At 44.2% G+C, this 25,516-nt stretch carries 22 protein-coding genes; 11 read left to right on the top strand and 11 right to left on the bottom strand.

The features are described from left to right. The first annotated feature begins 180 nt into the window (after positions 1-180). A complete protein-coding gene (gene nfsA, locus R7P35_RS00805) occupies positions 181-903 on the top strand; it encodes an oxygen-insensitive NADPH nitroreductase (RefSeq protein WP_213904646.1) in 723 nt (240 codons plus the stop codon). A 69-nt stretch (positions 904-972) separates the two neighbouring features. On the opposite strand, the gene R7P35_RS00800 is transcribed toward nfsA, so the two are convergent. Further along, entirely contained in the window at positions 973-1,866 is an 894-nt protein-coding gene (locus R7P35_RS00800) for a hypothetical protein (protein WP_017820140.1), read from the bottom strand. 458 nt (positions 1,867-2,324) lie between these two features. Between R7P35_RS00800 and R7P35_RS00795 the strand changes: the two genes are divergently transcribed. From R7P35_RS00795 to R7P35_RS00785, 3 genes are all read left to right on the top strand, one after another. Next, positions 2,325-3,443: a polysaccharide export protein gene (locus R7P35_RS00795; RefSeq protein ID WP_017820139.1), complete on the top strand. Its 1,119-nt coding sequence runs from the start codon at positions 2,325-2,327 to the stop codon at positions 3,441-3,443. A 129-nt stretch (positions 3,444-3,572) separates the two neighbouring features. Further along, positions 3,573-4,013: a phosphotyrosine protein phosphatase gene (locus R7P35_RS00790; RefSeq protein ID WP_025768627.1), complete on the top strand. Its 441-nt coding sequence runs from the start codon at positions 3,573-3,575 to the stop codon at positions 4,011-4,013. Between the two features lie 51 nt (positions 4,014-4,064). Further along, positions 4,065-6,233 carry a polysaccharide biosynthesis tyrosine autokinase gene (locus R7P35_RS00785; protein WP_005374875.1) on the top strand — a complete coding sequence of 723 codons (2,169 nt, stop codon included), beginning with the start codon at positions 4,065-4,067 and terminating at the stop codon, positions 6,231-6,233. A gap of 65 nt (positions 6,234-6,298) precedes the next feature. Here R7P35_RS00785 and R7P35_RS00780 read toward each other — a convergent pair whose 3' ends face one another. Together R7P35_RS00780 and R7P35_RS00775 are read right to left on the bottom strand one after the other, a co-directional pair. Further along, positions 6,299-6,670, bottom strand: coding sequence for a hypothetical protein (locus R7P35_RS00780; RefSeq protein ID WP_017634450.1), 372 nt, complete (start codon positions 6,668-6,670; stop codon positions 6,299-6,301). A gap of 7 nt (positions 6,671-6,677) precedes the next feature. After that, positions 6,678-6,986: a monooxygenase gene (locus tag R7P35_RS00775; RefSeq protein ID WP_005384613.1), complete on the bottom strand. Its 309-nt coding sequence runs from the start codon at positions 6,984-6,986 to the stop codon at positions 6,678-6,680. A 109-nt stretch (positions 6,987-7,095) separates the two neighbouring features. Here R7P35_RS00775 and R7P35_RS00770 point away from each other — a divergent pair, with 109 nt between their 5' ends. The 5 genes from R7P35_RS00770 (at position 7,096) to R7P35_RS00750 (ending at position 13,298) form a co-directional block, all read left to right on the top strand. Beyond that, positions 7,096-7,986, top strand: a complete 891-nt coding sequence (locus R7P35_RS00770; protein ID WP_042521726.1) for a LysR family transcriptional regulator — start codon at positions 7,096-7,098, stop codon at positions 7,984-7,986. Positions 7,987-8,266: 280 nt separating this feature from the next. Continuing rightward, positions 8,267-9,532, top strand: coding sequence for a DUF1835 domain-containing protein (locus tag R7P35_RS00765; protein ID WP_042521728.1), 1,266 nt, complete (start codon positions 8,267-8,269; stop codon positions 9,530-9,532). A 389-nt stretch (positions 9,533-9,921) separates the two neighbouring features. Next, positions 9,922-11,226, top strand: coding sequence for a dicarboxylate/amino acid:cation symporter (locus R7P35_RS00760; protein WP_169628759.1), 1,305 nt, complete (start codon positions 9,922-9,924; stop codon positions 11,224-11,226). 405 nt (positions 11,227-11,631) lie between these two features. Next, the gene (locus R7P35_RS00755) at positions 11,632-12,105 is read left to right on the top strand and encodes a DUF6795 domain-containing protein (protein ID WP_232284613.1); all 474 of its coding nucleotides are present in this window, start codon (positions 11,632-11,634) and stop codon (positions 12,103-12,105) included. After that, positions 12,105-13,298, top strand: a complete 1,194-nt coding sequence (locus R7P35_RS00750) for a lipase family protein (protein ID WP_005374861.1) — start codon at positions 12,105-12,107, stop codon at positions 13,296-13,298. Before R7P35_RS00755 ends, R7P35_RS00750 begins: the two co-directional genes overlap by 1 nt. Before the next feature lie 9 nt (positions 13,299-13,307). Here the strand turns inward: R7P35_RS00750 and R7P35_RS00745 are convergent, their stop codons facing one another. The 4 genes from R7P35_RS00745 to R7P35_RS00730 form a co-directional block, all read right to left on the bottom strand. Continuing rightward, positions 13,308-13,682, bottom strand: coding sequence for a YkvA family protein (locus tag R7P35_RS00745; RefSeq protein ID WP_042522180.1), 375 nt, complete (start codon positions 13,680-13,682; stop codon positions 13,308-13,310). A gap of 165 nt (positions 13,683-13,847) precedes the next feature. Next, entirely contained in the window at positions 13,848-14,972 is a 1,125-nt protein-coding gene (locus R7P35_RS00740) for a M20 family metallopeptidase (RefSeq protein ID WP_042522182.1), read from the bottom strand. A gap of 9 nt (positions 14,973-14,981) precedes the next feature. Continuing rightward, the gene (locus R7P35_RS00735) at positions 14,982-15,449 is read right to left on the bottom strand and encodes a YjiG family protein (protein ID WP_005374849.1); all 468 of its coding nucleotides are present in this window, start codon (positions 15,447-15,449) and stop codon (positions 14,982-14,984) included. Beyond that, positions 15,449-16,189 carry a nucleoside recognition domain-containing protein gene (locus R7P35_RS00730; protein WP_025768634.1) on the bottom strand — a complete coding sequence of 247 codons (741 nt, stop codon included), beginning with the start codon at positions 16,187-16,189 and terminating at the stop codon, positions 15,449-15,451. The genes R7P35_RS00735 and R7P35_RS00730 overlap by 1 nt, the downstream gene beginning before the upstream one ends. Before the next feature lie 448 nt (positions 16,190-16,637). Here R7P35_RS00730 and R7P35_RS00725 point away from each other — a divergent pair, with 448 nt between their 5' ends. Next, positions 16,638-16,925: a hypothetical protein gene (locus R7P35_RS00725; protein WP_049872671.1), complete on the top strand. Its 288-nt coding sequence runs from the start codon at positions 16,638-16,640 to the stop codon at positions 16,923-16,925. 96 nt (positions 16,926-17,021) lie between these two features. Next, on the top strand, positions 17,022-17,738 hold the full coding sequence (locus R7P35_RS00720) for a DsbA family protein (protein ID WP_025768635.1): 717 nt from the start codon (positions 17,022-17,024) through the stop codon (positions 17,736-17,738). A 69-nt stretch (positions 17,739-17,807) separates the two neighbouring features. On the opposite strand, the gene R7P35_RS00715 is transcribed toward R7P35_RS00720, so the two are convergent. The 4 genes from R7P35_RS00715 to malQ form a co-directional block, all read right to left on the bottom strand. Then, a complete protein-coding gene (locus tag R7P35_RS00715; RefSeq protein ID WP_318091562.1) occupies positions 17,808-19,868 on the bottom strand; it encodes an alpha-amylase in 2,061 nt (686 codons plus the stop codon). 180 nt (positions 19,869-20,048) lie between these two features. Further along, on the bottom strand, positions 20,049-20,723 hold the full coding sequence (gene mtgA / locus R7P35_RS00710) for a monofunctional biosynthetic peptidoglycan transglycosylase (protein ID WP_025768637.1): 675 nt from the start codon (positions 20,721-20,723) through the stop codon (positions 20,049-20,051). A gap of 136 nt (positions 20,724-20,859) precedes the next feature. Continuing rightward, a complete protein-coding gene (gene glgB / locus R7P35_RS00705) occupies positions 20,860-23,052 on the bottom strand; it encodes a 1,4-alpha-glucan branching protein GlgB (protein ID WP_374045180.1) in 2,193 nt (730 codons plus the stop codon). A 283-nt stretch (positions 23,053-23,335) separates the two neighbouring features. Then, positions 23,336-25,516: a 4-alpha-glucanotransferase gene (gene malQ / locus R7P35_RS00700; protein WP_005374838.1), complete on the bottom strand. Its 2,181-nt coding sequence runs from the start codon at positions 25,514-25,516 to the stop codon at positions 23,336-23,338.

The following is a 25,516-nucleotide window of genomic DNA, read 5'->3' as shown; positions in this document are numbered from 1 at the left end:
TAAATTATTGATTCTAAAAACAGTATATACGCTCTCAAACAGAAAGAGTGGTGTATTCTCGATTCGCCTTCACACTTATGCGCCAAGCATTGTTTTTCTTTTGAGATAGTTTACCGACTCATCAAATGTCGCTAAGGTGAGTCTTCAGCCTTTACACGTAACAGGGGATGTTAAGTCACCATGAACAGCACGATTCAAACAATTCTCAATCACCGCTCAATTCGAAAATTCACCTCACAACCGATTGAGAGCGAACAATTAGATGCCATTCTTCAAGCCGGCCTTGCGGCGTCCTCATCAAGCATGTTGCAAGTCGTTTCAATTATCCGCGTGACCGACAAAGAAAAACGTACACTATTAGCTCAATATGCCGGAAATCAAGGGTACGTTGAAAGCGCGGCTGAGTTTTTGGTGTTTTGTATTGATTACCAGCGCCATGCCAGTATCAACCCAGATGTTCAAGCTGACTTTACCGAGTTAACGCTAATAGGCGCTGTAGACTCGGGCATCATGGCACAAAATTGCTTGCTTGCGGCGGAGTCGATGGGACTAGGAGGTGTGTATATTGGTGGTTTACGAAACAATGCCCAAAAAGTAGACGAATTATTAGGTTTACCTAAAAATACCGCCATTTTATTTGGTATGTGTCTTGGTCATCCAGATCAAGCCCCTGAAGTAAAACCTCGCCTACCTAAGCATGTCGTGGTGCATGAAAATCAGTATCAAGACCTAAGCTTGGATGATATTCAGACGTATGACCAAACTATGCAAAACTACTATGCAAACCGTTCGAGCAATCAAAAACAGAGTACTTGGTCGCAAGAAGTCACCAGTAAACTGGCTGGGGAATCACGTCCGCATATCCTGCCTTACTTAAACAGTAAAGGACTCACTAAAAGGTGATGACTACAATACGATAGGATCAAAAAAGGCCTCTGAAGAGGCCTTTAGAATTTATCAGCAAAAACTTGCTTAGTTACCGCCTGTCGCGCCAGTGCCTGGACCCGGTGGATCTTCAGGTTCAATTGGCTCACCGACTTCCGCATCTGGGATTTGTGGTACTTCAGGTTCGATATCTTCTAGTGGAGTGTCGTTATCAATAGCCTCTTGTACATCAGCAACAACTTTCTGAGTATCTTCAGCTGGAATCGTTACGTAGATAACATCACCCGAATCATTCTCAGGATAATTTGGGTTCGCCGCGATTACATCTTCTGTTATTGCTTTTGCAGCAACAGCTACAGCTTCAGGCGAAGCTGTTGGGTTCGCTTTGATGATATCTGATACAACGTTTGCTGTTGCAACTAGCTGAGTAGCAAGTGCGCTGTTACCACCCTCACTACCAAGTCCTGCTACTACAGATTCTGTATCACGAAGGATTTCGTCAACTGTTTTACCACTTGCATTGATATCGATACCCAAATTCTCGAATACTTTTTCAGCGATATCAGAAGAGTATACTTCACCATCTTTTAAAGAGTTAGCAACCAAAGTCGTAAATGGAGAGCCTGTTACCAATGAATCCGTCTGGGCTAGGCCTTGAGGGATTTTGTAGTCAGATGTAATAGGTTTACCATTTGACGCGTCTTTACTATCTTCTGTGTGCGTTAATACGAAAGCACAATCACCTGGCGCATTTACAACGTTGATATTTTCAAAACGCGCTTTACCAACCATACCTTCATAGTTTGTTGTATTTTCAATCGCGTCGTATGTCTCACCACCACATACTGCTTGAACTTTCATGCCGATAACAGCTGGGTCATAAGCCTGAACTGAGTATCTTTTTACCTCAGGGTCGCTGTCACTACCACAACCTGCTAGTAGGACTGCTGCCACACTTGCCGTTAAAAGTTTGATTTTCAAAATTAGCTCCAATATTTGTTGTTATATCCGACCGCAACAGGAAGCATAACGGCAGTTGCATATAGTGTAAATAGGATGCATACAACTTTGGCATGAGTTTTTTCACATTCTTGCCTGTTTGCTTGTGCAAAATCATGCATTCATCTCAATAACGTTAAATAGACACAATTTTGTCATGTATTCGTCAGTATTTTTTCAAGTAACTTGTTGCCTTTATTGCAACCAGATGGATAATAGTTGACTATTTTTTGTGGGTCGGATTTTCACACCTTCATTAATGAAACTAAGAGCTCTAAGTCGCTAGCAGCCATTTGGAGTGTTTATTACACAAATAATTCTGAATGGACTCGCTTTCTAAAGGCTTAAAACTGCAGTAAATCATCAATATTGATGAAATGCAGTTCAATTAGAATGAATCAATTTCAGTCGGCAAACTTTCTTTCGGTAGTTATAAACCAATGAACACATTTAATAAATTTTTGGGGATATCAGTACTTCCTATCCTTCTTACAGGGTGTACTTTGCCTGGTAGCCACCTTTCGGTCAGTGACAAAACAGTCATGAGCACTGAATCGAGTGATATAGAGTCTCAGGTTACCGTTTATCCCTTAACTTTGGAGCGCGTAACGTCTTTAAATTCAGTGGACCCTTTTTCAAAACCAAACCCAGAGTTAGATATTGAAATCGCAAAATATGAATACGAAGTAGGACCTGGCGATATCCTAAATATCACTATTTGGGATCACCCAGAGCTAACGATCCCAGCGGGCTCATACCGAAGCTCAGCCGAAGCGGGTAACTGGGTGCATTCGGATGGCACGATCTTCTACCCTTACATAGGTGTCGTACATGTTGAAGGCAAAAACGTACGTCAGATTCGTGCAGACATTGCAAGCCGCCTTGCAAAATACATTGAGAGCCCACAGGTCGATGTAAGCGTTGCGGCATTTCGCTCTAAAAAGACTTATGTAACTGGCGAAGTTAACAAGCCAGGACAACAACCAATTACAAACATCCCCCTTACACTTCTAGATGCTGTGAATAGAGCTGGCGGACTGGCTGCCGAGGCTGATTGGCGTAATGCGACACTGACACGCAATGGCGTTGTTGAAAACGTCTCTTTGTATGCTCTGATGCAACAAGGCGATTTAACTCAAAACCGCCTTCTAAAGCCTGGCGATATTGTTCATATTCCTCGAAACGATGCGCAAAAAGTATTTGTTATGGGCGAGGTTAACGATCCGAAATTACTCAAAATTGATCGTAGCGGCATGAGCCTTACTGAGGCTCTTAGCAGCGTTGGTGGTATCAGTGAAATCTCCGCAGATGCTACCGGTGTGTTTGTCATCAGACGTTCAAAAGAAGAAGCTAAAATGGCGGACATTTATCAGCTAGATGTTTCTGACGCTTCTGCTTTGGTGATTGGTACTGAGTTTGATCTCAACCCTTACGACATAGTCTATGTGACGGCTGCACCTGTTAGTCGTTGGAATCGTGTGATTGCTCAGCTCGTTCCAACCATTTCCGGCTTTAATGAACTAACCGAAGGTGTACTACGAGTACGCACTTGGCCGTAAAACAACGTGCCGCAAGAAAATTATCTCTTGCGGCACGTAATCGATAGCTACTCAGCTCAATTGCGCAATATAAAGAAGCCAGCAATTCAGTTGAGATCATAAGCATACAACTTAAAGTAGGGTAAGCATTTGTTTTCTAATATTCTTGTCGTCTGTGTCGGTAATATTTGCCGCTCTCCAACAGGAGAGCGGCTTTTGCAGTCTTTACTACCAAACAAACATGTCGCATCAGCAGGAATCGCAGTAGATAAGAGCCATCTAACGGGAAAAGCTGCTGACGAGATGGCAACCACTATCGCGAACGAACATGGCGTAAGCTTAGATGGACACGAAGCACGACAATTAACACCTGAGCTTTGCGCTCAATACGATCTGATATTGGTTATGGAAAAAGGTCATTTAGAAGCCTTAACCAAAATCGCTCCTGAGGCACGAGGTAAAACGATGCTGTTTGGACAGTGGATAAATGAAAAAAGCATCCCTGATCCATACAGACAAAGTAGAGAAGCTTTCGAACATGCATATACGCTTATAGAAAAAGCAGCAAAAGCGTGGTCTCAAAAACTATAAGCCGCAAGGCTAAATAAACGCCAATGGCAAGGTATTTAAGAAGTTAAAGTAATGACAACACAAACTATTAAGCAATCACGTCAAGCCGACGATGAGATCGATTTGGGAAAGTTATTTGGGATCATTCTCGATGCCAAATGGCTCATTCTATGTACCGTAGTCCTATTTTCAATTATAGGCGTCGGCGTTGCCATTCTATCAACACCTATCTATAAAGCTGACGCTCTTATCCAAATCGAAAGTAAGAGTTCAGGTGGTATTTCAGCGATGGTTGGTGATATGGGAGAGCTGTTTTCAGCAGAATCATCAGCGACAACAGAAATAGAGATCATCAAATCTCGTATGATCTTGGGCGGTACTGTTGATAAGTTCAACTTAACGACTGTCGTTTCTCCAAACTACATGCCAATTATTGGTAAAGGCCTAGCTCGACTACAAGGTGAGCAAATCAGTCTGAGCGTTTCACGATTTAATGCTCCTTCTTACGCAGTTGGCGTTCCTTTAACTCTTGAAGTTATTGATTCTGAAAAACAGACGTTCAGGCTCTTAGAAGATGACAATAACGTCATTCTAGAAGGTAAAGTTGGTGAACTGCTTGAGAAGAATGGATACCAGTTTTTGGCGACTGAACTTGTGGCTCAAACTGGTGACTCATTCACGGTCAGCAAAATCAGTAAATTAGATGCAATTAATAAACTTCAAGAAAACTTATCGATTAGCGAACGTGGTAAGCAAACCGGGATTATATCTTTAAGCTTCTCTGGTGAAGACCGCGCTAAGATTCAAGATATCTTGAACGACATTAGCCAAAACTACTTCTTACAAAACGTTCAAAGAAATTCTGCAGAGGCAGAGCAAAGCCTCGAGTTCTTGAAAGGTCACCTCCCAGACATCAAAACAAAACTGACCGCTTCTGAAGACGTTTTAAATCGGTTCCGTCAAGAAAATGAATCTATCGATTTAGGCCTTGAAGCTCAGTCAACGCTGAAAGTAATGGTTGAGTTAGAAGCACAGCTAAATGAGCTTACATTCAAAGAAAGTGAGATCAGCCAACGCTTCACACAGGATCACCCAGCTTATAAGTCGCTACTTGATAAACGTGAAACACTACTAAAAGAGAAAGAACGTCTTAATAAACAAGTTCAAAAGTTACCGAAAACACAGCGTGAAGTTCTACGTATGACACGCGATGTAGAAGTAAACCAACAAATCTACATCCAACTATTGAACAAGGTTCAAGAGCTCAACATTATTAAAGCCGGAACAGTTGGCAACGTTCGAATCTTAGATAACGCTCAATCTTTCTCTAAGCCAATCAAGCCGAAAAAAGCGCTTATCGTTGTGCTAGCAACACTGCTTGGCGGTATGGCAGGCGTGGCTTTCGTATTAATTCGTGCAGCATTCCACCGTGGTGTGGAAACACCAGATCAAATTGAACAGATTGGCATGCCAGTTTACGCAAGCGTTCCAAAATCTATTCAACAACTGGAATTTGCAAACAAGCTTAAGCGCAACAAAGGCAGCAACAATGAGCTAGTCCTTCTAGCGGAAGCTAACCCAGCTGATCTTTCCATTGAGGCTCTACGTAGTCTTCGCACTAGCTTGCACTTTGCAATGATGGAAGCGAAGAATAACGTTCTTATGATTTCAGGTCCTGCACCATCTATCGGCAAAACATTTGTATCGACCAACTTTGCGGCCGTAGCTGCGAAAACCGGTCAGAAAGTGCTGCTTATTGATGCGGATATGCGTAAAGGTTATTTGCAGCAATGCTTCGGTCTACGTTGGGACAACGGTCTTTCTGATTACTTGAGCGGTAAGACATCCCTTAGCAACATCATTAAATCTACATCCATTGATAATTTAGATGTTGTGACTCGCGGCCAAGTACCACCAAATCCGTCAGAACTTCTTATGCACCCTCGCTTCAAGAGCTTTGTTGACGAGATGTCTGCACAATACGATCTAGTCATCATCGATACACCGCCTGTACTCGCAGTTACCGACCCAAGCATTGTTGGCGCGCTTGCAGGAACAACTCTGATGGTCGCTCGTTTTGATCAAACGACTTTGAAGGAGATTGAAGTCGCGCAAGGTCGCTTCGAGCAATCAGGCGTTGAAGTTAAAGGTGTGATTCTCAATGCAGTTGAGAAAAAGGCATCTAACTCATACGGCTATGGATACGGCTACTATAACTACGCGTACAAAAGCGAATCATAAGTTGAATTTAGATCGCTAATTAAACCAAATATGACAAAGCCCTGCTAGAAACAGCAGGGCTTTTTCTATTGCACTCTTAATTGCTTGTACGTAATCAAACTAAGCAAGACAAAGAATATTGGGTCACTCCAACCAAAACCGACAAATACTCCGATAATGCCGGCATAGGTAGTAATCACTGCCCCTAAGCCATTAGTAATCAATAATGCTTTAAACAGCTGTTTCGCAGTATGCCCTGATTCCACATTACGTAACATCAAACTCACCGCAGCGATTCCACCTAAAAAGATCGAAGTATGCTGCGATAAAAACAGCGCGTACTGGTCGTTAATTTGTACTCCATACATCGGCCACATTATGGTTGGTACAAAAAACAACGCAAAAGCGAATACCGTATATACGACACCATGAACGGTTAGAAAAGTGCGGTTGGTCATCATCTCCTTATCCTCTAATAGGCCCTTGATTGAGCGTCGTTAACGGCACATTGATATCGAAAATTTGACCTCGTACTTCGACTACGCCCATTTTTCGTAAGCGTGCGGCATGCATTTCGAGATACGCTTGCGCCGTGGCTTCATCTTCAAAAAGATAGATACCACCACCGAGTTTGTCTTTTTCGCTTTCCGTCCAGATTTTCCAAATCATGCCCGACTCTTGGTTAATCGACTTAGCTAAGTCGACCAAAGCATTCGACATCTCTTCACCAAACGGACCATGAAATTCAAAATCAACTTGTAATAATTTCGCCATCTTGAGTCTCCTCTTCTTATTGACTCGTTTTCGATGACAAGATTATTACCTTTATAAAACTGACAGAAAAGTTCATAATTTCGCCATTAACTGTCTAAAAAATTGACTCATGAGACTAAAAACGACCTTAGAACAATGGCAAACGCTACAAGCGATTAATCAAGAAGGCAGCATTCAATCCGCAGCTTTACTACTCAACAAGAGCCATACCACATTGATCTACTCGGTGAGGAAGTTAGAAGACCAACTTGGTATTCAACTTATCGAAGTACGAGGGCGCAAAGCGGGTTTGACAGAGCACGGCAAAACCATACTGCGTCGTGCACAATCCATGCTTGAACAAGCGCGGGAACTAGAAGTCATCAGCGAGCAGTTAAAAAGTGGGGTGGAATCTCAAATCACGGTCGCAATAGATCATCTTTGTGACCCTTGTTGGCTTTATGCACCACTCAGTCAATTTTTGGAGGACAACAACACGACCTCCGTTCAAGTGGTCGAAACGTCACTGAGCAAAACAACCGAAATGGTCGTAAATGAGCTCGCTGACATCGCAATCATCAACTTACCGATAACCAACTACCCTGCCGAAGCATTTGGCGTAACAACCATGCTGCCTGTAATCGCAGCACACCATCCACTCGCTAAAAAGCCGCATGTTTCCATCGACGATTTTGCAACCACCAGCCAAATTGTCATCCGTGACTTAGGTGATTCAGACAAAACGAAAAGAGATGTGGGTTGGTTACGCGCACGTCAGCGTATTACCGTCGATAACTTCGACCACGCTTTTCACGCCGTAGAGCAAGGCGCTGGATTTTGTCGGCTACCAGCGCACTTAGTCGCAACCCGCAAGAGCGATAAAATTAACGTATTGGAGATCGAACACTCCCATCAATATCAAGTTGCGCTGCACCTCACTTTGCCCAAAGGAGCCAAAAGTGGTCCTGCGACTCAAGCGCTTTATCGTACTTTACTCAAAAGTGTAGAAACTCGAGTCTAGCAACAGTGGTATTGAGTTGAATCGCTAGTGTTATCGGCTATTGATTCTCCCTAAATATAGAGAAACGGCCATTTTGTGACGCTACACTCTCACAAAAGGTTGCACGAAGGATAGCGACCACCTACTATCACTCTGCTCATGCCTAAAGCACCCAACACTCGCGGAAAGAACTCGGTTCACGGCAATATCCTCACCTGCTTGGTTTAGCAGGCACAATCTGTTTTTACCTTCTTTTTTGCTTCTATATAGGCGAGTGTGGAAGAAATAAGAAGGGTGAAATATGAACTCTACAAATAGCTTCTCGATCAATATCAATCAGCAAAAATCCATTGCTAAAAAAAGGCTCAAAGCTATCCGCCTATACGATGACGCTACGTTGGAGTTAGTTAAGCGATTTCACTCCAAACCAGAATCTTTGGCTCCCAATACAATTCAATTGGCTGACGTTCAACATGCACTCGCAAGAGAACTTGGCTTATCCAGTTGGAGTAAACTAAAAGCTCATGTCGAAGAGCTAGAAGCGCACAAACTAGCCATCAAACAACAAAAACCGCCCCTAGATGCGAAAGTAAAAACGCTACACGTTCGTTGCGGTCACGATATACAACAACAGCTTAAAACCAGTGGATTTGAAGGGACATTTTTAGCCCTGATCGATCCGCTTTGTATTGGCCCCATACCAGCAACACCGCAGAACTTCCTTGCCATTCGTGCCCAATATGTCGTAGAGACTCTGCTGCCTGTGATGAAGCGTGAAGACTCGGTTCAAGATATAGTCACATTGGAACAATCAAACCTCGATCTGTTGCAAAGTGATGTATTTGAACGAATCGTCTTTTGGGTCGAACATGACAGTTATGATCAATTGATGCTAATTCGTGCTCTAACACAGTTAGAGAATGTAGAGAATAAAGTGATAGAGATCATTGAGTTGAACCAGTTCCCGGGCACTGAACGATTCATCGGCTTTGGGCAGTTGCCTGAAGAAGCTATTCGTTCTTGTTGGCGATACCGTAAACCTGTGACAGCAAAATTATTCAGTCAGGCTAAACGGTGTTGGCACGCTATTACATCACCAACACCTATTTCCATAGTTAATTTAATTCAGCAGCATAACCTGGATTGCTTGCCCAATATATTCAACGTGCTTAAACGCCATTTGCAAGAGTTACCTAATTCACAAACTGGATTGAGCTTGACACAACACCTCGCACTAAAGGTCTTGAGCTCGCAAAATCGTTCAATTCCCATCAAAGATTGGTTTGAGCAATATCAACAACTAGAACCTCTTCCTTACCTAGGAGACGTGATGTTTTACGCGTTACTCCTCCCTCTAGCACAGTGTCAAACACCTTTGATCACGATTGAGTCACGTGAAAGGCACTGGTGGGAACAAAGCGTCCGTATCACTGAGGCTGGCAAGCAGTGTTTGGAAGGCTTAATACGAGCGAAACAATGCTATTGGGTTGGAGGGATTAAAAATACCAGTCAAAGTTATTGGAGCTGGGATCACCTCCAACTAACTACACTTGCCAACCATCATTGAATTGACAAATATGAAAGCATAAAGGGTTCGTTGGCTCTGATGAACACTCAATACTAAATTATCCCTAAAGAAGCGACCGCTAGTCTGAATATAACTTAAATAGTTATGCAGAAATGCATCCACTCAAAGAGAGTATGCACTCTATCTCTTATTAAAATTTATTGTAAATCCTCTTTGTTATCGGTTGTATATTCGATAAAAGTGTTAAAATACAAACTTTTCATCCGGCCAATTCGTTAATATTTGGTTAAAATCCCATTTTTATTAGTGATAAAGTTCACATCTATTAACCATTTAGAGGATTATTCTTTCGTATTTTCTCACTCCGCTGCTAATCTGCTCGCCGCTTTGAAGTGAACTCAAGGTGCATAACTATAAGGAGTGTTCTCATGAATACCAAGAAACCGATGTCGCTTACCAGCCGCGTAATTTTAGGTATGGTTGCGGGTATCTTGACAGGATTTGCAATTCGCACACTTTTTGCCGACAACGGATTTGTCGACGCATACATTGTTAATGGATTATTCGAAGTTGGTGGACAGATCTTCGTTGCCAGCTTAAAAATGCTTGTTGTACCGCTAGTATTTGTTTCGTTAGTTTGTGGTACTAGCTCTCTCAAAGACCTCTCTACACTGGGTCGCATGGGCGGTAAAACCCTCGCTTTCTACGTTACGACAACGGCTATCGCGATTACGCTTGCTCTAACTATGGGTACTCTATTCCAGCCAGGGGCAGGGGCAGATCTAACGGCAGCAAGTTCATTCAAATCAGCCGAAGCGCCATCTTTAGGTCAGGTGATCATCGATATGTTCCCGACCAACCCAATCAGCGCAATGGCAGAAGGTAAAACTCTGCAAGTTATCGTGTTCGCCGTGCTATTCGGTATCGCGATCAGTGCAGCGGGTAAACCAGGCGAACGCATCGCAGCATTCTTCTCTGATCTGAATGAAGTGATCATGAAGCTGGTCGCGATTTTGATGAACTTGGCGCCTTATGGGGTGTTCTTCTTAATGGCGAAGCTATTCACTGGTCTTGGTCTGGGCGCGATCGTCAATCTGGCAGAGTACTTCTTAGTACTGGCTGGTACGCTTGTCCTACACGGTCTAGTCACTTACAGCTTGATGTTAAAAGGTTTCACTGGTCTAAACCCAATTACGTTCCTACGCAAGATGGAAGACGCGATCATGTTTGCTTTTTCTACAGCATCATCGAACGCGACGATTCCAGTGACAATGGAAACAGCAAAGCACCGCATGGGTGTTGAGAACCGTGTATCATCGTTCACTGTTCCTCTAGGTGCAACTGTGAACATGGACGGTACGGCGATCATGCAGGGCGTAGCAACTGCGTTTATTGCTCAAGCTTTCAATATTGATTTAACTATGGGCGATTACATGATGGTTATCATGACCGCAACACTTGCATCTATCGGTACTGCGGGTGTCCCTGGTGTTGGCCTAGTAATGCTTGCTATGGTATTGAACCAAGTTGGTCTGCCACTTGAAGGTATCGCGCTCATCATGGGTGTTGACCGTCTTCTTGATATGATTCGTACCGCGGTAAACATCACTGGTGACAGTGCAGTAACCGTCATCGTTGCGAAATCAGAAGGTGCATTGGATGAAGCTCGCTTCAACGACCCAATGGCAGGCGTTGCCGAAGAGGAAGTGCATCTGAAGCGCGCGGAAGCTTAAATACTTCCAAGTTAAATTATCCTGTCTAAGCAAAAACCACCTTACTCTAAGGTGGTTTTTTATTTCCAATTAACCCGAAATCAAAAAGGTTTAGATAAAATTCTCGTCCCCCCGAAGGTTGTTTCAATTACTAATAGGTCAGTAGTTAGATTCTATATTAGTTCATCTAGAGGGTTAAGATAACTCGCCTATGTTTATCACTTTGAAAATGATATAAGGGACATTTTCATCATATAGAGATACAAATTCCATTATCAAATTAAAGTTCAAAACCAAATCGCGATAGATAGTAGTCTGATAATTAAGTTGGTACTAAGATACATACATCATAATTTCATGTTTAAAAATAGTCTTTTTTTATTCATATTCTCATTTCCAATACTTGCATTAGGTTTCAACGAAAGTATGTTCGATTTTTTTAAGAAATTTAAATATACATTAAGCCCAGAGATAAAAGGTACTTTAGTTCTTGATCAAAGACCTCTAAAAAATTTAACCGTTTACTTAGAAGCTAATTTTTTAAAGAATGCTTACAAAAGGAGTTCAATTACTAATGAGTTAGGTGAATTTCACTTTAAGCCAGTCATACATTCTCAACGGTTTAAAGAATCAGCTTTGAATCAAACATATTCATATATCGGAATATATACCTATATAAATGAAGAAAAGAAGTACATTTGGGAGTCTCAGTTAAGCTACGTTTCACCGCCTATATTTATAAAAGATAACTTAAATAACCTTTACTGTGAGCTTAAAAATAAAGAATTCCGATATTTTTTCAAAAATATCAATCTAGAAAGTGCTCGAGATCTAATGGTTATTAGCAACTGCAATTTAAATGGATTTTTATATAAAACAGAGTTTACGGAGGATACATAATGCCGTCTTTAACACCAAAACTTGCATCAGAGATCGCGAACATACCGTATGGAGTATACCAGGGACAAGGGAGACTAGCGTTTAGGGGAGAAGGAGGTTTTGAAAAACACTTTGCATTTTCGCAGCAAGATGTTTTTAGTGGCCGAACTGGAGGCATCACAGGATTAGATCGTATACCATTGTTTAGAAAAGTGGTACCTGGTGTAATGAGAACATCTGAAGCATTTGCGGTAATTGGTATTGGGAAAGGAAAATATAAGGGAGATTTAGTAATTTCCATTAGAGGGACGCAAAACGCCAATGATTGGGTAACCAACCTAAATGTCGGCCTTAAAGGCTCTCCAAATGGCTCTATCGCTCATGCTGGATTTATTAATTCATTTTCAAGTATCAAACCAAGCATAAAACAATATTTACAGCAATGCCAAAATTTACCTAACCGTATTCATTGTGTTGGGCATAGCTTAGGAGGAGCTCTGGCTTCATTATGTTCTGATTGGCTGAGAGAAGAATATTCATTAAGAGTGAATTTATATACTTTTGGCGCACCTAGAGTTGGTTTAGAACAATATTCCCGTAAATCTAGTAAAAGCAACGACAAAGTATACCGCTGTACTCACGGCGCAGATCCTGTGCCTAAAGTACCTGTCTGGCCATTTATTCATGCTCCACATAATGGCGATGAGTACCGCTTAGACGCTAGTACTGGCTTTAATTTAAATGCTCATAGTATGTCTAGCGAAACAAGCTTAGGGTATTTAGATAATGCTAACTCCGAAACGTGGGGAGCAATAAAAGTCAGATCTAACAAGTACTTGTATACACCTACTAGATTTAAGTTTGAGCACAGAAACCAAGCATCATTTACAGAATATTGGTCAGAAAGAATTCAAGCAGCATTAATAACCTTATTAAAAGATACTGGCTTGTTTGCAGCAATAGCAGCCCAAGCCACAGTATCTACTGGAATGACATTTTATGATATACTCGCCAGAAATATAGAAAAAGTAGCTAAAGCTTCTAAAGTAAGAGAATCACAAGTCAAAGGGCTGTTAGGCCATATGCTGGTGTTTATTGGAAAACCAGTAACAGCAATTGAAGATATGTCTGCAAAGTTTATTAGAAACGTTTTTCTTATGGTATTTGGAAAACTTTATCGAGCAGCACAAATGGCTATTAGTGCTGTAAAATAAACTTTCAACTTAATCAGACATCGAATTCAGTTTTTCTCTGGCTTGTGCTTCGTGTTCTTTAGTGATGGCATTACCGACTGAGTTCGCGGCTAAGGTAAGTGCCGCCATATCATCGGTAAAACCGACGCCAGCTAGTACGTCTGGCACCATATCTGTTGGTAGGACGAAGTAAGCCAGCGCGCCACCTAGTATAGCCTTGTGGCGAACGGCGGTGTTGGAATCTGTCATCGCGAGCCATGATTTTATGCCCATTACGGCAATTTCTTCACCCGCTTTCTTAACCGACCCTTTCATTTTTCGCCAGAATGTTTTCTCATCTGGCGCTTGCATCGTTTGATCTTTGGCGTCTTTCGGCGCCGATTTTACAGACATTGTTGTGCTCATCGTTGCCTCCGAAATTTATGACTGTGGCCAACATATTAATAAATCGAACCTGAACGCAAGATTAATAACAAGAAATGATAGTAAAGTGAAACAAAAACACAGATAGAAAAATCCCCAAACCGAAGTCTGGGGATCGTGATGTTGGGAACTAAGTTGCCGAGGGCGCTACTGAGCTATCTTCTCCAGTACACGCATCAGCATTTTGATACGTGGTTCGATAGACTCAAGCAACAAGTACTCTTGGTCACTGTGGAAACCTGCACCGATAGGTCCTAGACCATCCAAAGTTGGAATGCCAAGAATTGCCGTATTGTTTGCATCAGAGCCGCCACCCACTTCTTTCCAGTTGATGTCGATAGCCAGTTCACTTGCGGCTTCTTCAACTAATGCCATCAGGCTTTCCGTTTGCGCACTTGGCACCATAGAAGGTTTGTAAGCTTCACGAACCAACTCGATACTCACACCATCAACGAATGGTGTTTCCAGCATGCCGTTTAGCTTGCTGTCGACATCATCGTATTCTTCGTTGCTCCAGAAACGTACATCCACGATCGCTTCAGCGTGCTCAGGGACGATGTTCGCACCGTTGCCGCCAGAAATAATACCGACGTTCAGAGTAGTACCAGATTCAAAGTTGGTCATTGCATTGACTGCGAGAATCCAATTCGCCATCTCAGTGATTGCGCTGCGACCGTTTTCTGGCTCGTTACCTGCGTGAGCAGCAACGCCATTAAAGGTCATTTTGTAGCGAGCCATGCCTTTGCGCGCTTTCACTAAACCGCCATCTGCACGTGCTGCTTCTGCAACCAGTACATTCTTAGCGTTTTTCGCTACTGATTGAATCCAATCCACAGAGTCCAGAGAGCCCGTCTCTTCATCTGGGTTCATGCAGATAGCGATAGACAACTTATCCAACACCGCTTGGTCGAGGTTACGCATCGCGTATACGATGTTCAGCAAGCCAGATTTCATGTCCGAGACGCCCGGACCGTAAGCTTTCTCTGCATCTTGAGACATTGGACGAAGCTCAGCAGTACCCACAGGGAACACGGTATCCATATGACCAATCAGCATCACGTCGATTTGCTCAGCTTCCGGCTTATTTCGAACTTCAAGACCGATGCCCGCTCTGCCACAGTCAATGCGTTTTACGCTCCAACCTGACATCGCTTGGTACTTCTCTTCAAATTGAGAAGCGATGTACTCGATACCATCAGTGGTGTAAGTACCACAATCCACATTCATTAGCGGACGTAGCTCTTCTAGATATTCATTTAGAGAGAATTGCATAACTCACTCCTAGACAAACAGATTCATCACCAGCATTGCGCCAAACGCGTTCAATACTGAGATTGCAATCATAACTGGGATATAACGACCTTCAGTGCCGATTGGGCCCATGATACGACCCATGTACTGAACTTGAGAGCCCATTAGGTAGATAGCAGGCGCAAGAATCGCAATGTGCGTACCGTTCAGGATACCTTGGTCAAATAGCGTAATAACTACGCCCACCGCGCCACCCATCGACATCCAAGCACCGATCAATACCGCTGCTGCTTCACCCGGAAGACCAAACACCGCCATGATTGGAGAGAACACCGTGCCCATCAGATCCAGTGCTCCCGTGATTTGTAGCGCTTTGATGATAACAAACGCCATCAATACGTTAGGCACCGTAGAGGTAGTCGCAATCACCCAACCTTTCTTAGCACCTTCGACGAAGATATCCGTCACCATTGGTTTTTTCGCTTTAACGTCACCCATTATGCCGTCTCCTCTTTTAAGTTCCCTGATTTGTTTTGGTCTTGCTTGTCTTCTTTACCTTCCGTCATGTTCAGGTAGATACGGAACAGGTTCGCGCCGATGATCTTAAATGCGAACATCACCACAACTGCTAAACCAATAGAAGACGTTACTGCTAGAGAGCCGTCAGCCATCGTCAGTGTGAACAGCACAGCACCCGATGAGAAGAAGTTCACGATGGTTGCACCTGCAGTGAACTGGAACATGGTAAATACGTCCGTTTCACGCTTAGTTAGGTGACCTTCATCTTTTAGCTGACGCGTCATTGCCGCACCTGCATCGGTACTTTGTAGAGAAGCAATTAAAGCCAGACCAGAGTTACCAGGGATGCCCATTAGAGGACGTAGAAGAGGAGTAAGAAGCTTACGAGCTGCTTCAAGTGCACCGTAGTGCTCAAGTACGTTGATCATACCTAATGCGAACATAACGGTTGGAATCAAAGTAAGTGCGAAAATGAAACCGTCACGAGCACCGCTACCGCCAGTACCACGGAAAGATGTGGTCGCAGCTTGTACCTCGCCATCCGCACCTTCCGTTACGCCGTAAGCCACTTTACCGAAAGAGCCATTAAGCGTTGTAAAATCGAATACACCGTACCATTCGCTAGATTGCATCAGGCCAGAAAAGAACACAACCGCAAACGCCAGAGCAACGTAGCACCCCAGTGTAACTTTACGCTCAGTTTGAACAGGAATTTTCATAACATTACCTACACATGTGGAACTTAACACATATGTTCACCTGAATAATGTGCTAGAGAGATGATCAAAATCAATCCGCCTGCCGAACATTATCGCGACTCAGTTATGAAGTTTTGTTTTATGATTCCAATCACAATTGAAAGATAATAAAAATTTGTGCTAACAATTAGGTATATTAATCTATGTCGATAGCTCACGACTTCTTCATCAACTCAACAAATGATTCTGACGAATATTGCTTTCTACAACATTCATGACGTACTTCATACTTTGGCATTGAGGCAATATCGATTAACTCGAAAGTAACATTCAGCCACGAAATTTAGGTTAGGATGGCCCGGTCATATGTAAACGGTATAAACCAGAATTAACAGGACTATACGACCCATTGTTACGCTCACAATATAAAATAGCCAAATGGACACTCGCCCTCGTTCTTTGGGTGGTGATGATATGCTTAAGCCAAAATTCTGGTTTCTCGAAAAGCTGCCCGAAGGCTCACCAAATACAGAGTCAGCAAGATGAAAGCGTGAATTTATCACCATCTTGTGACCTTTCAGAAAAGCTGGTTCAAGCTTACCAACATCAGTTTGATCATATTCTTATTCCATTTTTTCTGTTTGCTTTGATTGTGGCGCTGCCGATGACAACCACAGCAATTCGCTATCTGGAATACACAGAACCGATACCGGAAAAGTATCGGGTTCACCTAAAACTTTGCGTGTTTAGAGAATAAAGCCAGCAAGGCGAGAGACCTTTCTGCCTGACTTTTGTACATATTTTATTCACTTCACATAACAAACAACGAAATTTAAAAGTTTTAGGAAATATTATGACATTCACTCGTACACTTTTGGCGTTAACGATGGCTATCGTATCTGCCGTATCTTTCGCATCAGAAAAGACCGCAGAACAAAAGCTAGAGGAAGTTACTCAGATACTAAAAGAAAACCCTCAAATTCTTGATTCATTGCACCAAAACCTTCAAGAGTACATTGCGTATCAACAGTCATTTGGCGACACCTTGAAGGAGGTTCGTCAATATCTAAGTGATGGCAAACATTCCTCTTTTGGTGCTGAAAACCCTGAGTTAACCATTATTAACGTAACAGACTACAGCTGCCCTTTTTGTAAACGTTTAGAAGGAGAGCTGGTCAAAGTTGGTAAGGAATATCCGCAGGTAAAAGTGCTTAACCTCAATGTCTCTTTTAAAGAACAATACGAGAAAAACGGCTACAACTCGGCAAGTTACGCATTAAATGTTTGGCAAAACCAGCGAGATAAGTACGAACAAGTGCATGAGTTATTGGTGAAAAAACCGGGCGCACATGACGCACGTTCCTTAAATCAAATCGCGAAAAAAACGGGGACAGAAGCACAGCTTGTCGACGACAAAGAGACCAAAGCGTTGCTTGATAAAAACTATCAGTATTTCACGCAACTTGGTTTACGCGGCACGCCTGCGTTGATCATTAATGATCAAGTCATTCCTGGCTATGTGCCGTTTGACGAGCTAGAAAAAGTCATCGACCAAGAACTGGCGAACTAAAACAACAAAGCCCTTCCCTGATAACTCAAGGAAGGGCTTTTTCTATCTAGGCTTAAAACGAAGTTCTAACTACTTGTCGCGACCCACAAACGCCACAACGACTTTGTCATTGCCAAGCGAGCGAGAGAACACGTACGCGCCTTCTTGTTCAATTACTTGATGCTGACCCGCACCAATCGCTGGGTGCGCTTTACGGAACTGACCAAGAGTTTGCCAGTGTTTGAGCAGCGCTTGCTTCTCATCAGATAGCTTCCATACCATGTCAGAACGAGTGCCTTGGTGGAAATCGTCCGCGTAAGGACCAATGTTACGACCAACTTCATCACCATAATAAACCTGAACAGCACCAGGACTCAAAAGCAGTGCATTCGCGGCGTTACGCTGCATACCGTAATCTTTGAAGCGAGAGAAGAACAGCTCGGTATCGTGAGAAGACATGTAGCTCACAGGGTTAAAGTCTTTCTCATTGGCGATAGTGTCCGCATAGCTTTGGTAAGTGTCTGCCATTTGGCTGAAACACGCCGCGCCTTTGTCTAACTTCTTCTGCATATCGAAGTTAATCAACGCATCAAAGCCGTCGTCGAAGTAAGGGCTGCGATATGCGGTATGTCCCCATACTTCACCCATCATCCAGAATGGCTGACCTGACTTACCGTTCTCTTTACGCCACTGCTCAAGGCTGCTTGATGCCTCTTCTTTCAAGCGTTTCCACACATCGCCTTCAACGTGCTTCACCGTGTCGACACGGTAACCATCAATACCAAAGCGTTTCACCCAATCAGTTTGCCACTCAATTAGGTAGTCCGAGACGGTGTAATTATCACGCTCCTCAACGCGAGTGCCAGGGTTATCCAATAGCCATTGAGCTGGCTTCACGGCTTTGTCTGATTCAGTGATAAAGTCTGGCAAACCCGCCAATGACATGGTGATATCACTGCTGCCCGGAACTGGGTATCCCGGTAGACCTGTTCTTACCCAGTCACCGCCCCACCATTTCGCCCAGTTTGGACTCTGGTAATCAATATTCTGGTGGTAGCTATGCCAGTTTTCGCCCGCTTTTGGTTTCCAATCCCCCCATTTCTTAGGTAGGTCAGCGTTTGGTTTTAACACCTCAATACCGTCAAATTGCAAATCGGCTAACGTTGAGTAACCAGTGTGGTTGATTACTGCGTCCATCAAGACTTTAAGGCCACGTTTATGTGCCTCTTCCACCAGCTTTTTAAGATCAGCTTCGTTACCGAAGTTCTCATCAATCTTGGTAAAGTCACGCGTCCAGTAACCGTGGTAAGCGTAGAATGGGAATGAGCCGCTATCGCCGCCACCCACAAAGCCGTGTACTTGCTCAACGATTGGCGACAACCAAATCGCATCGGTACCTAGGCTCTTTATGTAATCTAGCTTTTCGATCACACCTTTTAGGTCACCACCGTGAAAGGTACCAATCTCTTCTTTACCGTCTTTCTTGCGACTATAGCTGTTGTCATTGCTCGTATCAGCATTATTGAAACGGTCGACCATCACGAAGTAAATGTTGGCATTGCGGTAATCAAACGGCACTGCTTCTTTGGTTTTCTTCACTGGCTCTAGTAGCACCAAACCGCCTGAATCTTTGCTTGGTGTCAGCGATACTTGCTGATCTTTTACTTCGACCATCTGACCAGAATAGGCATCACGCAACTTGGTGCCATCGGGGAAACTGTCACCCAGCGCGATGGTGACTTCGCCGCCTTGGTAAACCTCACATTGCACTTGTGGGATTGGGCGTTTAAATTCTGTCTTGGCAGCTTTCTTAGGCTCTCGCTTGAAGCGTAGAGTTTTGGCTTCCGCATCAAAAGCAAAAGAGTAATCGCCAGTAAAACGGATTTTTAAAGGCAGTTCTGTTGGCTTTCCACAGTTCAGCGCGATAGGTTTGTTGAATTTGACCTTCTGACCATCAGGCGCGACACAGTCGCCTTCAATACCCGTGATTTTGAGCGTGTATCCGTCTTTGGTTAAGGGCACAACCAAAGGCTGCTCTGCACTTAACGGAAAGTCACGGCTGTTGGTCGTGGTAGCAATGGTGATGTTTGGCTCGGCGATGGCACTTGCCGATGCAAGCAATAAGGTAGTCGTAATCAGATTCAGTTTCATCGTTCAGTCCATTGGTTGCGCATAGGCGCAGTATTCGTGTTGTAGTTTTATTCACACTAATAGTAAATGGATGAAAAACTGAGCACATCATTCTGAAAGGCTACGCCCTAAAGCTTGTGACGCTTCACATTTTGCTTTTATGGGGGCGTAGTTCTACTTATGAGCAGGGTAAAAAGGAGTTTAAAGCTGAATGCTACCAAGGTTACGCATTTGTCTCATCGCCCAATTGACGCGGCTGATGGTGTAAGAAGTCTGAGGGTAAACTTTGATGCGATACGGATTTGGCAGCACCACCGCAAGCCTTGCTGCTTGGCGTGTTGAAAGTTGTTTAGCAGGAATACCAAAGTAGTTTTGCGCAGCGGCTTCCGCGCCATAAATACCTGGACCAAACTCCACCACATTCAAATACACTTCAAGAATGCGTTTTTTACTCCACATTGCTTCCATCAGCAGAGCAAAATAAAGCTCATACGCTTTGCGCACATAAGAGTGTGAAGGAAACAGAAACACGTTCTTTGCAGTTTGCTGAGTAATCGTGCTCGCACCGCGAGAGGGACCGTTCTCGCCAGACTCTGAGATCACTTTAAACAAGGAATCAAAATCCACTCCGTAATGGGTCGGGAACTTTTGATCTTCTGTCGCAATCACGGCCAGTTGAATGTGTTTAGAAATATCACTCAAAGGCACCCATTCATTTTGACTCTCTTCAGGAAATCCTTCAGGAGGAGAAATCATGCGGCTGATCTTCCATCCCCAAATTGGTGGATCGATGTATTTCACTATGCCAACGAGCATCACTGGTAAAAGCAAAAGCACCAATAAGATATTGAACAGAAGGGATTTAATCTTTCTCAAAGTCCGACCTAGCCTGATTTAACAAAACAATATGATGCAAGTATAGAGTATGCAGTCTGTTTATCGTTAGAGAAAACTTGGTCAAAAAAAGCCCGATTTACAATGTAAAACGGGCTTAGAATTTGATTAGACTAAATTATTTGTGCAGCTTGTAGAACACGGTTGAAAGTGGAGGTAAACGAAGCTCAAGTGATTGAGGCAGTGATTCACTTTCAACTTTTTCCGTTTTCACAATGGTCAGCACTTTAAAATCGCTGCCGCCGTATTTGCTGTCGTCTGTATTCAGTAGCAGTTCGTATTGACCTGCATTTGGAACACCTAAACGGAAACGCTCGTGTGGTACGGGCGTAAAGTTGGTGATGATCAGAATACGCTCACCTTCTTTACTAATACGCTCGTGCGCTAGGATGCTCGCATCCGCTTCGTCTTGTAGACGCCACTCAAAACCAGCAGGAACACAATCTTGATCGTGCATCGCCGCTTCATTTCGGTATAAGTGGTTCAAATCTCGCATCAGCTTTTGGACACCTTGATGACGCTGATATTCCAGTAAGAACCATTGCAACTGTTCATCGTGGTTCCACTCCGCCGTTTGGCCAATTTCCGCGCCCATAAAGTTCAGCTTTTTGCCCGGTTGACCATACATATAACCGTAGTATGCTCGTAGGTTTGCGGTTTGCTGCCATTCATCACCCGGCATCTTGTTATGGATAGAGCCTTTGCCGTACACCACCTCATCGTGAGAGAGAGACAAGACGTAGTTCTCGCTGTGCGCATAAACCAGCGGGAATGTGATGGTATTGTGATGGTATTTGCGGTGAACAGGATCTTCTTTGATGTATGAAAGACTGTCGTGCATCCACCCCATATTCCACTTGAAGCCAAAACCTAAACCACCCATAAAGGTTGGCGCAGACACGCCCGGAAACGCCGTTGACTCTTCCGCAATCGTCATCGCATTCGGGAAGTGCTTGTACACTTCTTCGTTCATCCATTTTAAGGTTGCGATTGCGTCGTAGTTTTCGTTGCCACCGTCGACGTTTGGTACCCACTGATCGTGACTACGTGAATAATCGAGATAGAGCATCGACGCGACAGCGTCCACGCGAATGCCATCGATATGGAATTGTTCAAACCAGTACAGCGCATTCGAGACAAGGAAGCGACGTACATGTTCACGGCCTAAATCGTAAATGTAGGAGTTCCAATCTTGGTGCCAACCGCGACGAGGATCTGGATCATGGAACAGAGGCGTACCATCAAAGTTCGCTAAACCATGATCATCCGATGGGAAGTGCGCAGGAACCCAATCCAGCACTACACCGATACCAGCTTGGTGACACGCATCCACGAAGAATTTGAAATCATCAGGTGAGCCAAAACGGCTAGTTGGTGCAAACAAGCCAACAGGTTGATAGCCCCATGAACCATAGAATGGATGCTCAGACACAGGCATCAGCTCAACGTGGGTGTAGCCCATATCCACAAGGTATGGCACCAACTGCTCCGCGAGTTCGCGGTAGTTCAGGAAATCACCGTTCTCGTCGCGCTTCCATGATCCAGCATGTAGCTCGTAAAACGATAACGCTTCATCACGCTTTTGTGTCACTGCACGGTTTTGCCATTTCGCATCTTGCCATTGGTAACGCTTGTGATCGTAGGTAATGGATGCGAACGATGGGTATTGCTCAGAGTAGAAACCCCAAGGGTCTTGTTTGTGTGGCAACCCTTCCCCATTTGGCCCTTTGAGCTCAAATTTGTATTGTACCCCCTCTTCCAAACCAGGAATGAATAGGCCCCAGATACCGTAGTCTAAGCGTTGCATTGGATGACGACGGCCATCCCATTGGTTGAAGCAACCCACAAGGCTAACAGCAGATGCATGTGGTGCATAAACAAGGAAACGCACACCAGAGATGTTTTCACCGCCACGCTCTAGCGTGACAAAGTGCGCGCCCATGTAGTGATACATGTCTTTTGGCGTATGCAGATGCTCGTACTCTTGGTAGATATTGTGGTACTGGTACGGGTCATCAATAATTTGTTCAACACCATTCCAATCGACCGCTAAACGGTAGTGGGTCAGGTGTAAATCGCGTTGTTCTTTTAAGATGAAACCGCTGTCGCCATCACGCTCAAGCGCCACGCGAGGTTCACCATTAACAAGCAGTTCAACCTTGTTTGCGCCCGGCATCCAAACTCTCAGCGAAGCTTCGTCGTCAATGAATGGACCCAGCGCCGCAAATGGATCTGAGTAAGCCGCCTCAGCAAGCAGTTCGTATGCGCGTTCGTGTTGTTTCTTTATTTTCTTGGTTTTGGTGGTTTTCAAATCTTTCTCCCTAGAGCCAACATCCTTTTCAAGACCAGAGATCTGAATCAAACATCGGTTTCTCCACAGCCAACGTTGTGAACTCACAAAAAGACTCCGCTTCTCACGTTCGTTGCGTAAACGGCGTCAAAATACAAAAATGCCCGCTATTGTCGCGGGCATAATAACGGTACTTCATCCTAACGGATTGTGTTTTAGGAATGAGTGACCTAGACGGAACTTTCGTACCTCTGAGCTAACAAAATTGGTAATCAGCTCGTCCATCTACGCCACTCTAGGCATCTTACTTACTCGCCTGTGCGCGAACTTCAGTAAGGCGTTTAGAAATACGATTCACATCTTCACGGCTGAAGATTTCATCTAGGTTCATCGACAATTTACGACGCCAGTTTGGATACTCATCCACCGTACCAGGAATATTGACAGGTTGATCCATTTCTAGCCAGTCTTCAAGCTGAACGCTAAGCAGTGCAGAGTCACCCGCGGCTACGTGCAGTTGCAGCGCTTCGCTTAGGTATGAATCCATTGGCACGTACTGAGCATCATGACCAATGCCTTCTGGCAGATAGCCATGCCAGCGAACACTGTCTAGAATGCCTTGTTTGCACTTCAAGCGGTCAGCGAATAGGCCTTCCAACTGCTGCTCATCAGGGTACAGACCAATCTCACGCCCCATCTTCAAGTCATCACAGTGCCAGAAACCGCGTAGTGTTGGCATATCGTGCGTACACAGCGCAGCCATAGACTGCTCAGCGTAGTGCTTCGGAGAAATAAAACCGCCGTCGTCTTTTGATGTTTCGAAGAAGAAGACTTTGTACGAATGCACACCCGCATCACGAAGGATATCAACGATTTCATCAGGTACAGTACCCAAGTCTTCACCGATTACAGAACACTGATGACGGTGAGATTCCAACGCTAGGATTGCTAGCATGTCTTCAACTGGGTAGTACAGGTATGCGCCTTCTGTCGCTTTCTCGCCTTTTGGAATCCACCAAAGGCGAAGCAGGCCAAGTACGTGGTCGATACGCAATGCACCACAATGCTTCATGTTAGCACGTAGCAATTTGATGTAAGCGTCGTAGCCAGTCGCTTCTAAAACCTGAGGGTTAAGCGGAGGCAGACCCCAGTTTTGGCCTAGTGGACCAAGTACATCTGGTGGCGCACCGATGCTTGCATCCAATACTAGCGCGCCTTCGTCAGCCCATGTTTCGCTGCCTGAATCTGCAACACCAACCGCAAGGTCACGGTACAAACCCACAGCCATGCCTTTTTCTTCGGCTAGCGCTTGCGCTTCTTTGATTTGATCGTCTGCGATCCATTGCAGGTACATGTACAAGTGAACACGATCTTGGTTGTCCTTAATGTACTTCTGAGTACCAGCTGCGTCGAATGTGCGGTATTTCTCAGGGAATACTGGCCAGCCCCACATGTTTGCATCTTCTGCATGTAAATCAGCATGAAGTGCATCGAATGCAGCTTGATGTAGCAAGCTGTCGCCGCCTTTTTCAACAAAGTCCAAGAAGGCACGAGCGCGATCGGTGTTCTTGTCTAAATGGCGAGCTTTAAACTCACTGAATAGCAGCGGAAGAACGCTCATTTTTAGTTGCGAAACTTCGGTGTAATTCACCCAATGAGAGTCTCGCGCTTTTTGTAGACGTTGTTGGAACTCTGCGCTACCCACTCGCTGTTGTGCTTCTGCACTAAGCGCGAACTCAGGTACAGAGCTTACGTCGATGTACATGATGTTCAGCCAGCGACGAGAAGACGGGCTGTATGGGCTTGCCCCTTCTGGATTCGCAGGGAACAGCGAGTGAATCGGGTTCAAGCCAATGAAGTCACCGCCACGAGAGGCAATATCACTCACCAGTTGTTTTAGGTCACCAAAATCACCGATGCCCCAGTTATGCTGAGTACGCAGTGTGTAAAGCTGGATACTAGGACCCCATAGCTTTTTGTGTTGGTTTAGATCGTCTTGTTTGAAACACGCTTTCGGCGTAATGATCAATGACATCTCGTAAGGTGTTTTACGACGCTTACGACTGATGATCAGTTTGTGATAACCCCAAGCCAAGTTCTTTGGCAATGCAAACACTAGAGGGCCACCCTCAGCACGCTCATCACGAACAATTTGGGACTGAAGATAGCCTTCAAGTACCTCTCCTTGTTCTGTTTCTAAACGCCAGCTGAATTCACTCTCACGAGCACTCGTACCTAGGTTTAGTTCCACTTCGACTGGTTCGCCGTCGCGTAAAACAAGAACAGGGGCTAGTACGTCTTTTTTATGTTTCTTTTCAGCAGAAGCCAGTAGTTTTTCATCACTGCTAGTATCGTAGCCAAGCGAAGCGAGCAAGCGGCGTAGCGTCTCCTCAGACACTTTAGCCTCATCTCCCCAAGCACTGACATAGCTATCAGCCAATCTCGCCATTTCCGCGACTTTCTTTAATGCTGTTTGTTCTTTCAT

Source organism: Vibrio sp. Vb0304 (assembly GCF_033338995.1).
Classification (GTDB): Bacteria; Pseudomonadota; Gammaproteobacteria; order Enterobacterales; family Vibrionaceae; genus Vibrio; species Vibrio alginolyticus.
Note: the sequence above shows the minus strand (reverse complement) of the source record. Positions and strands in the feature narration are given on the sequence as shown.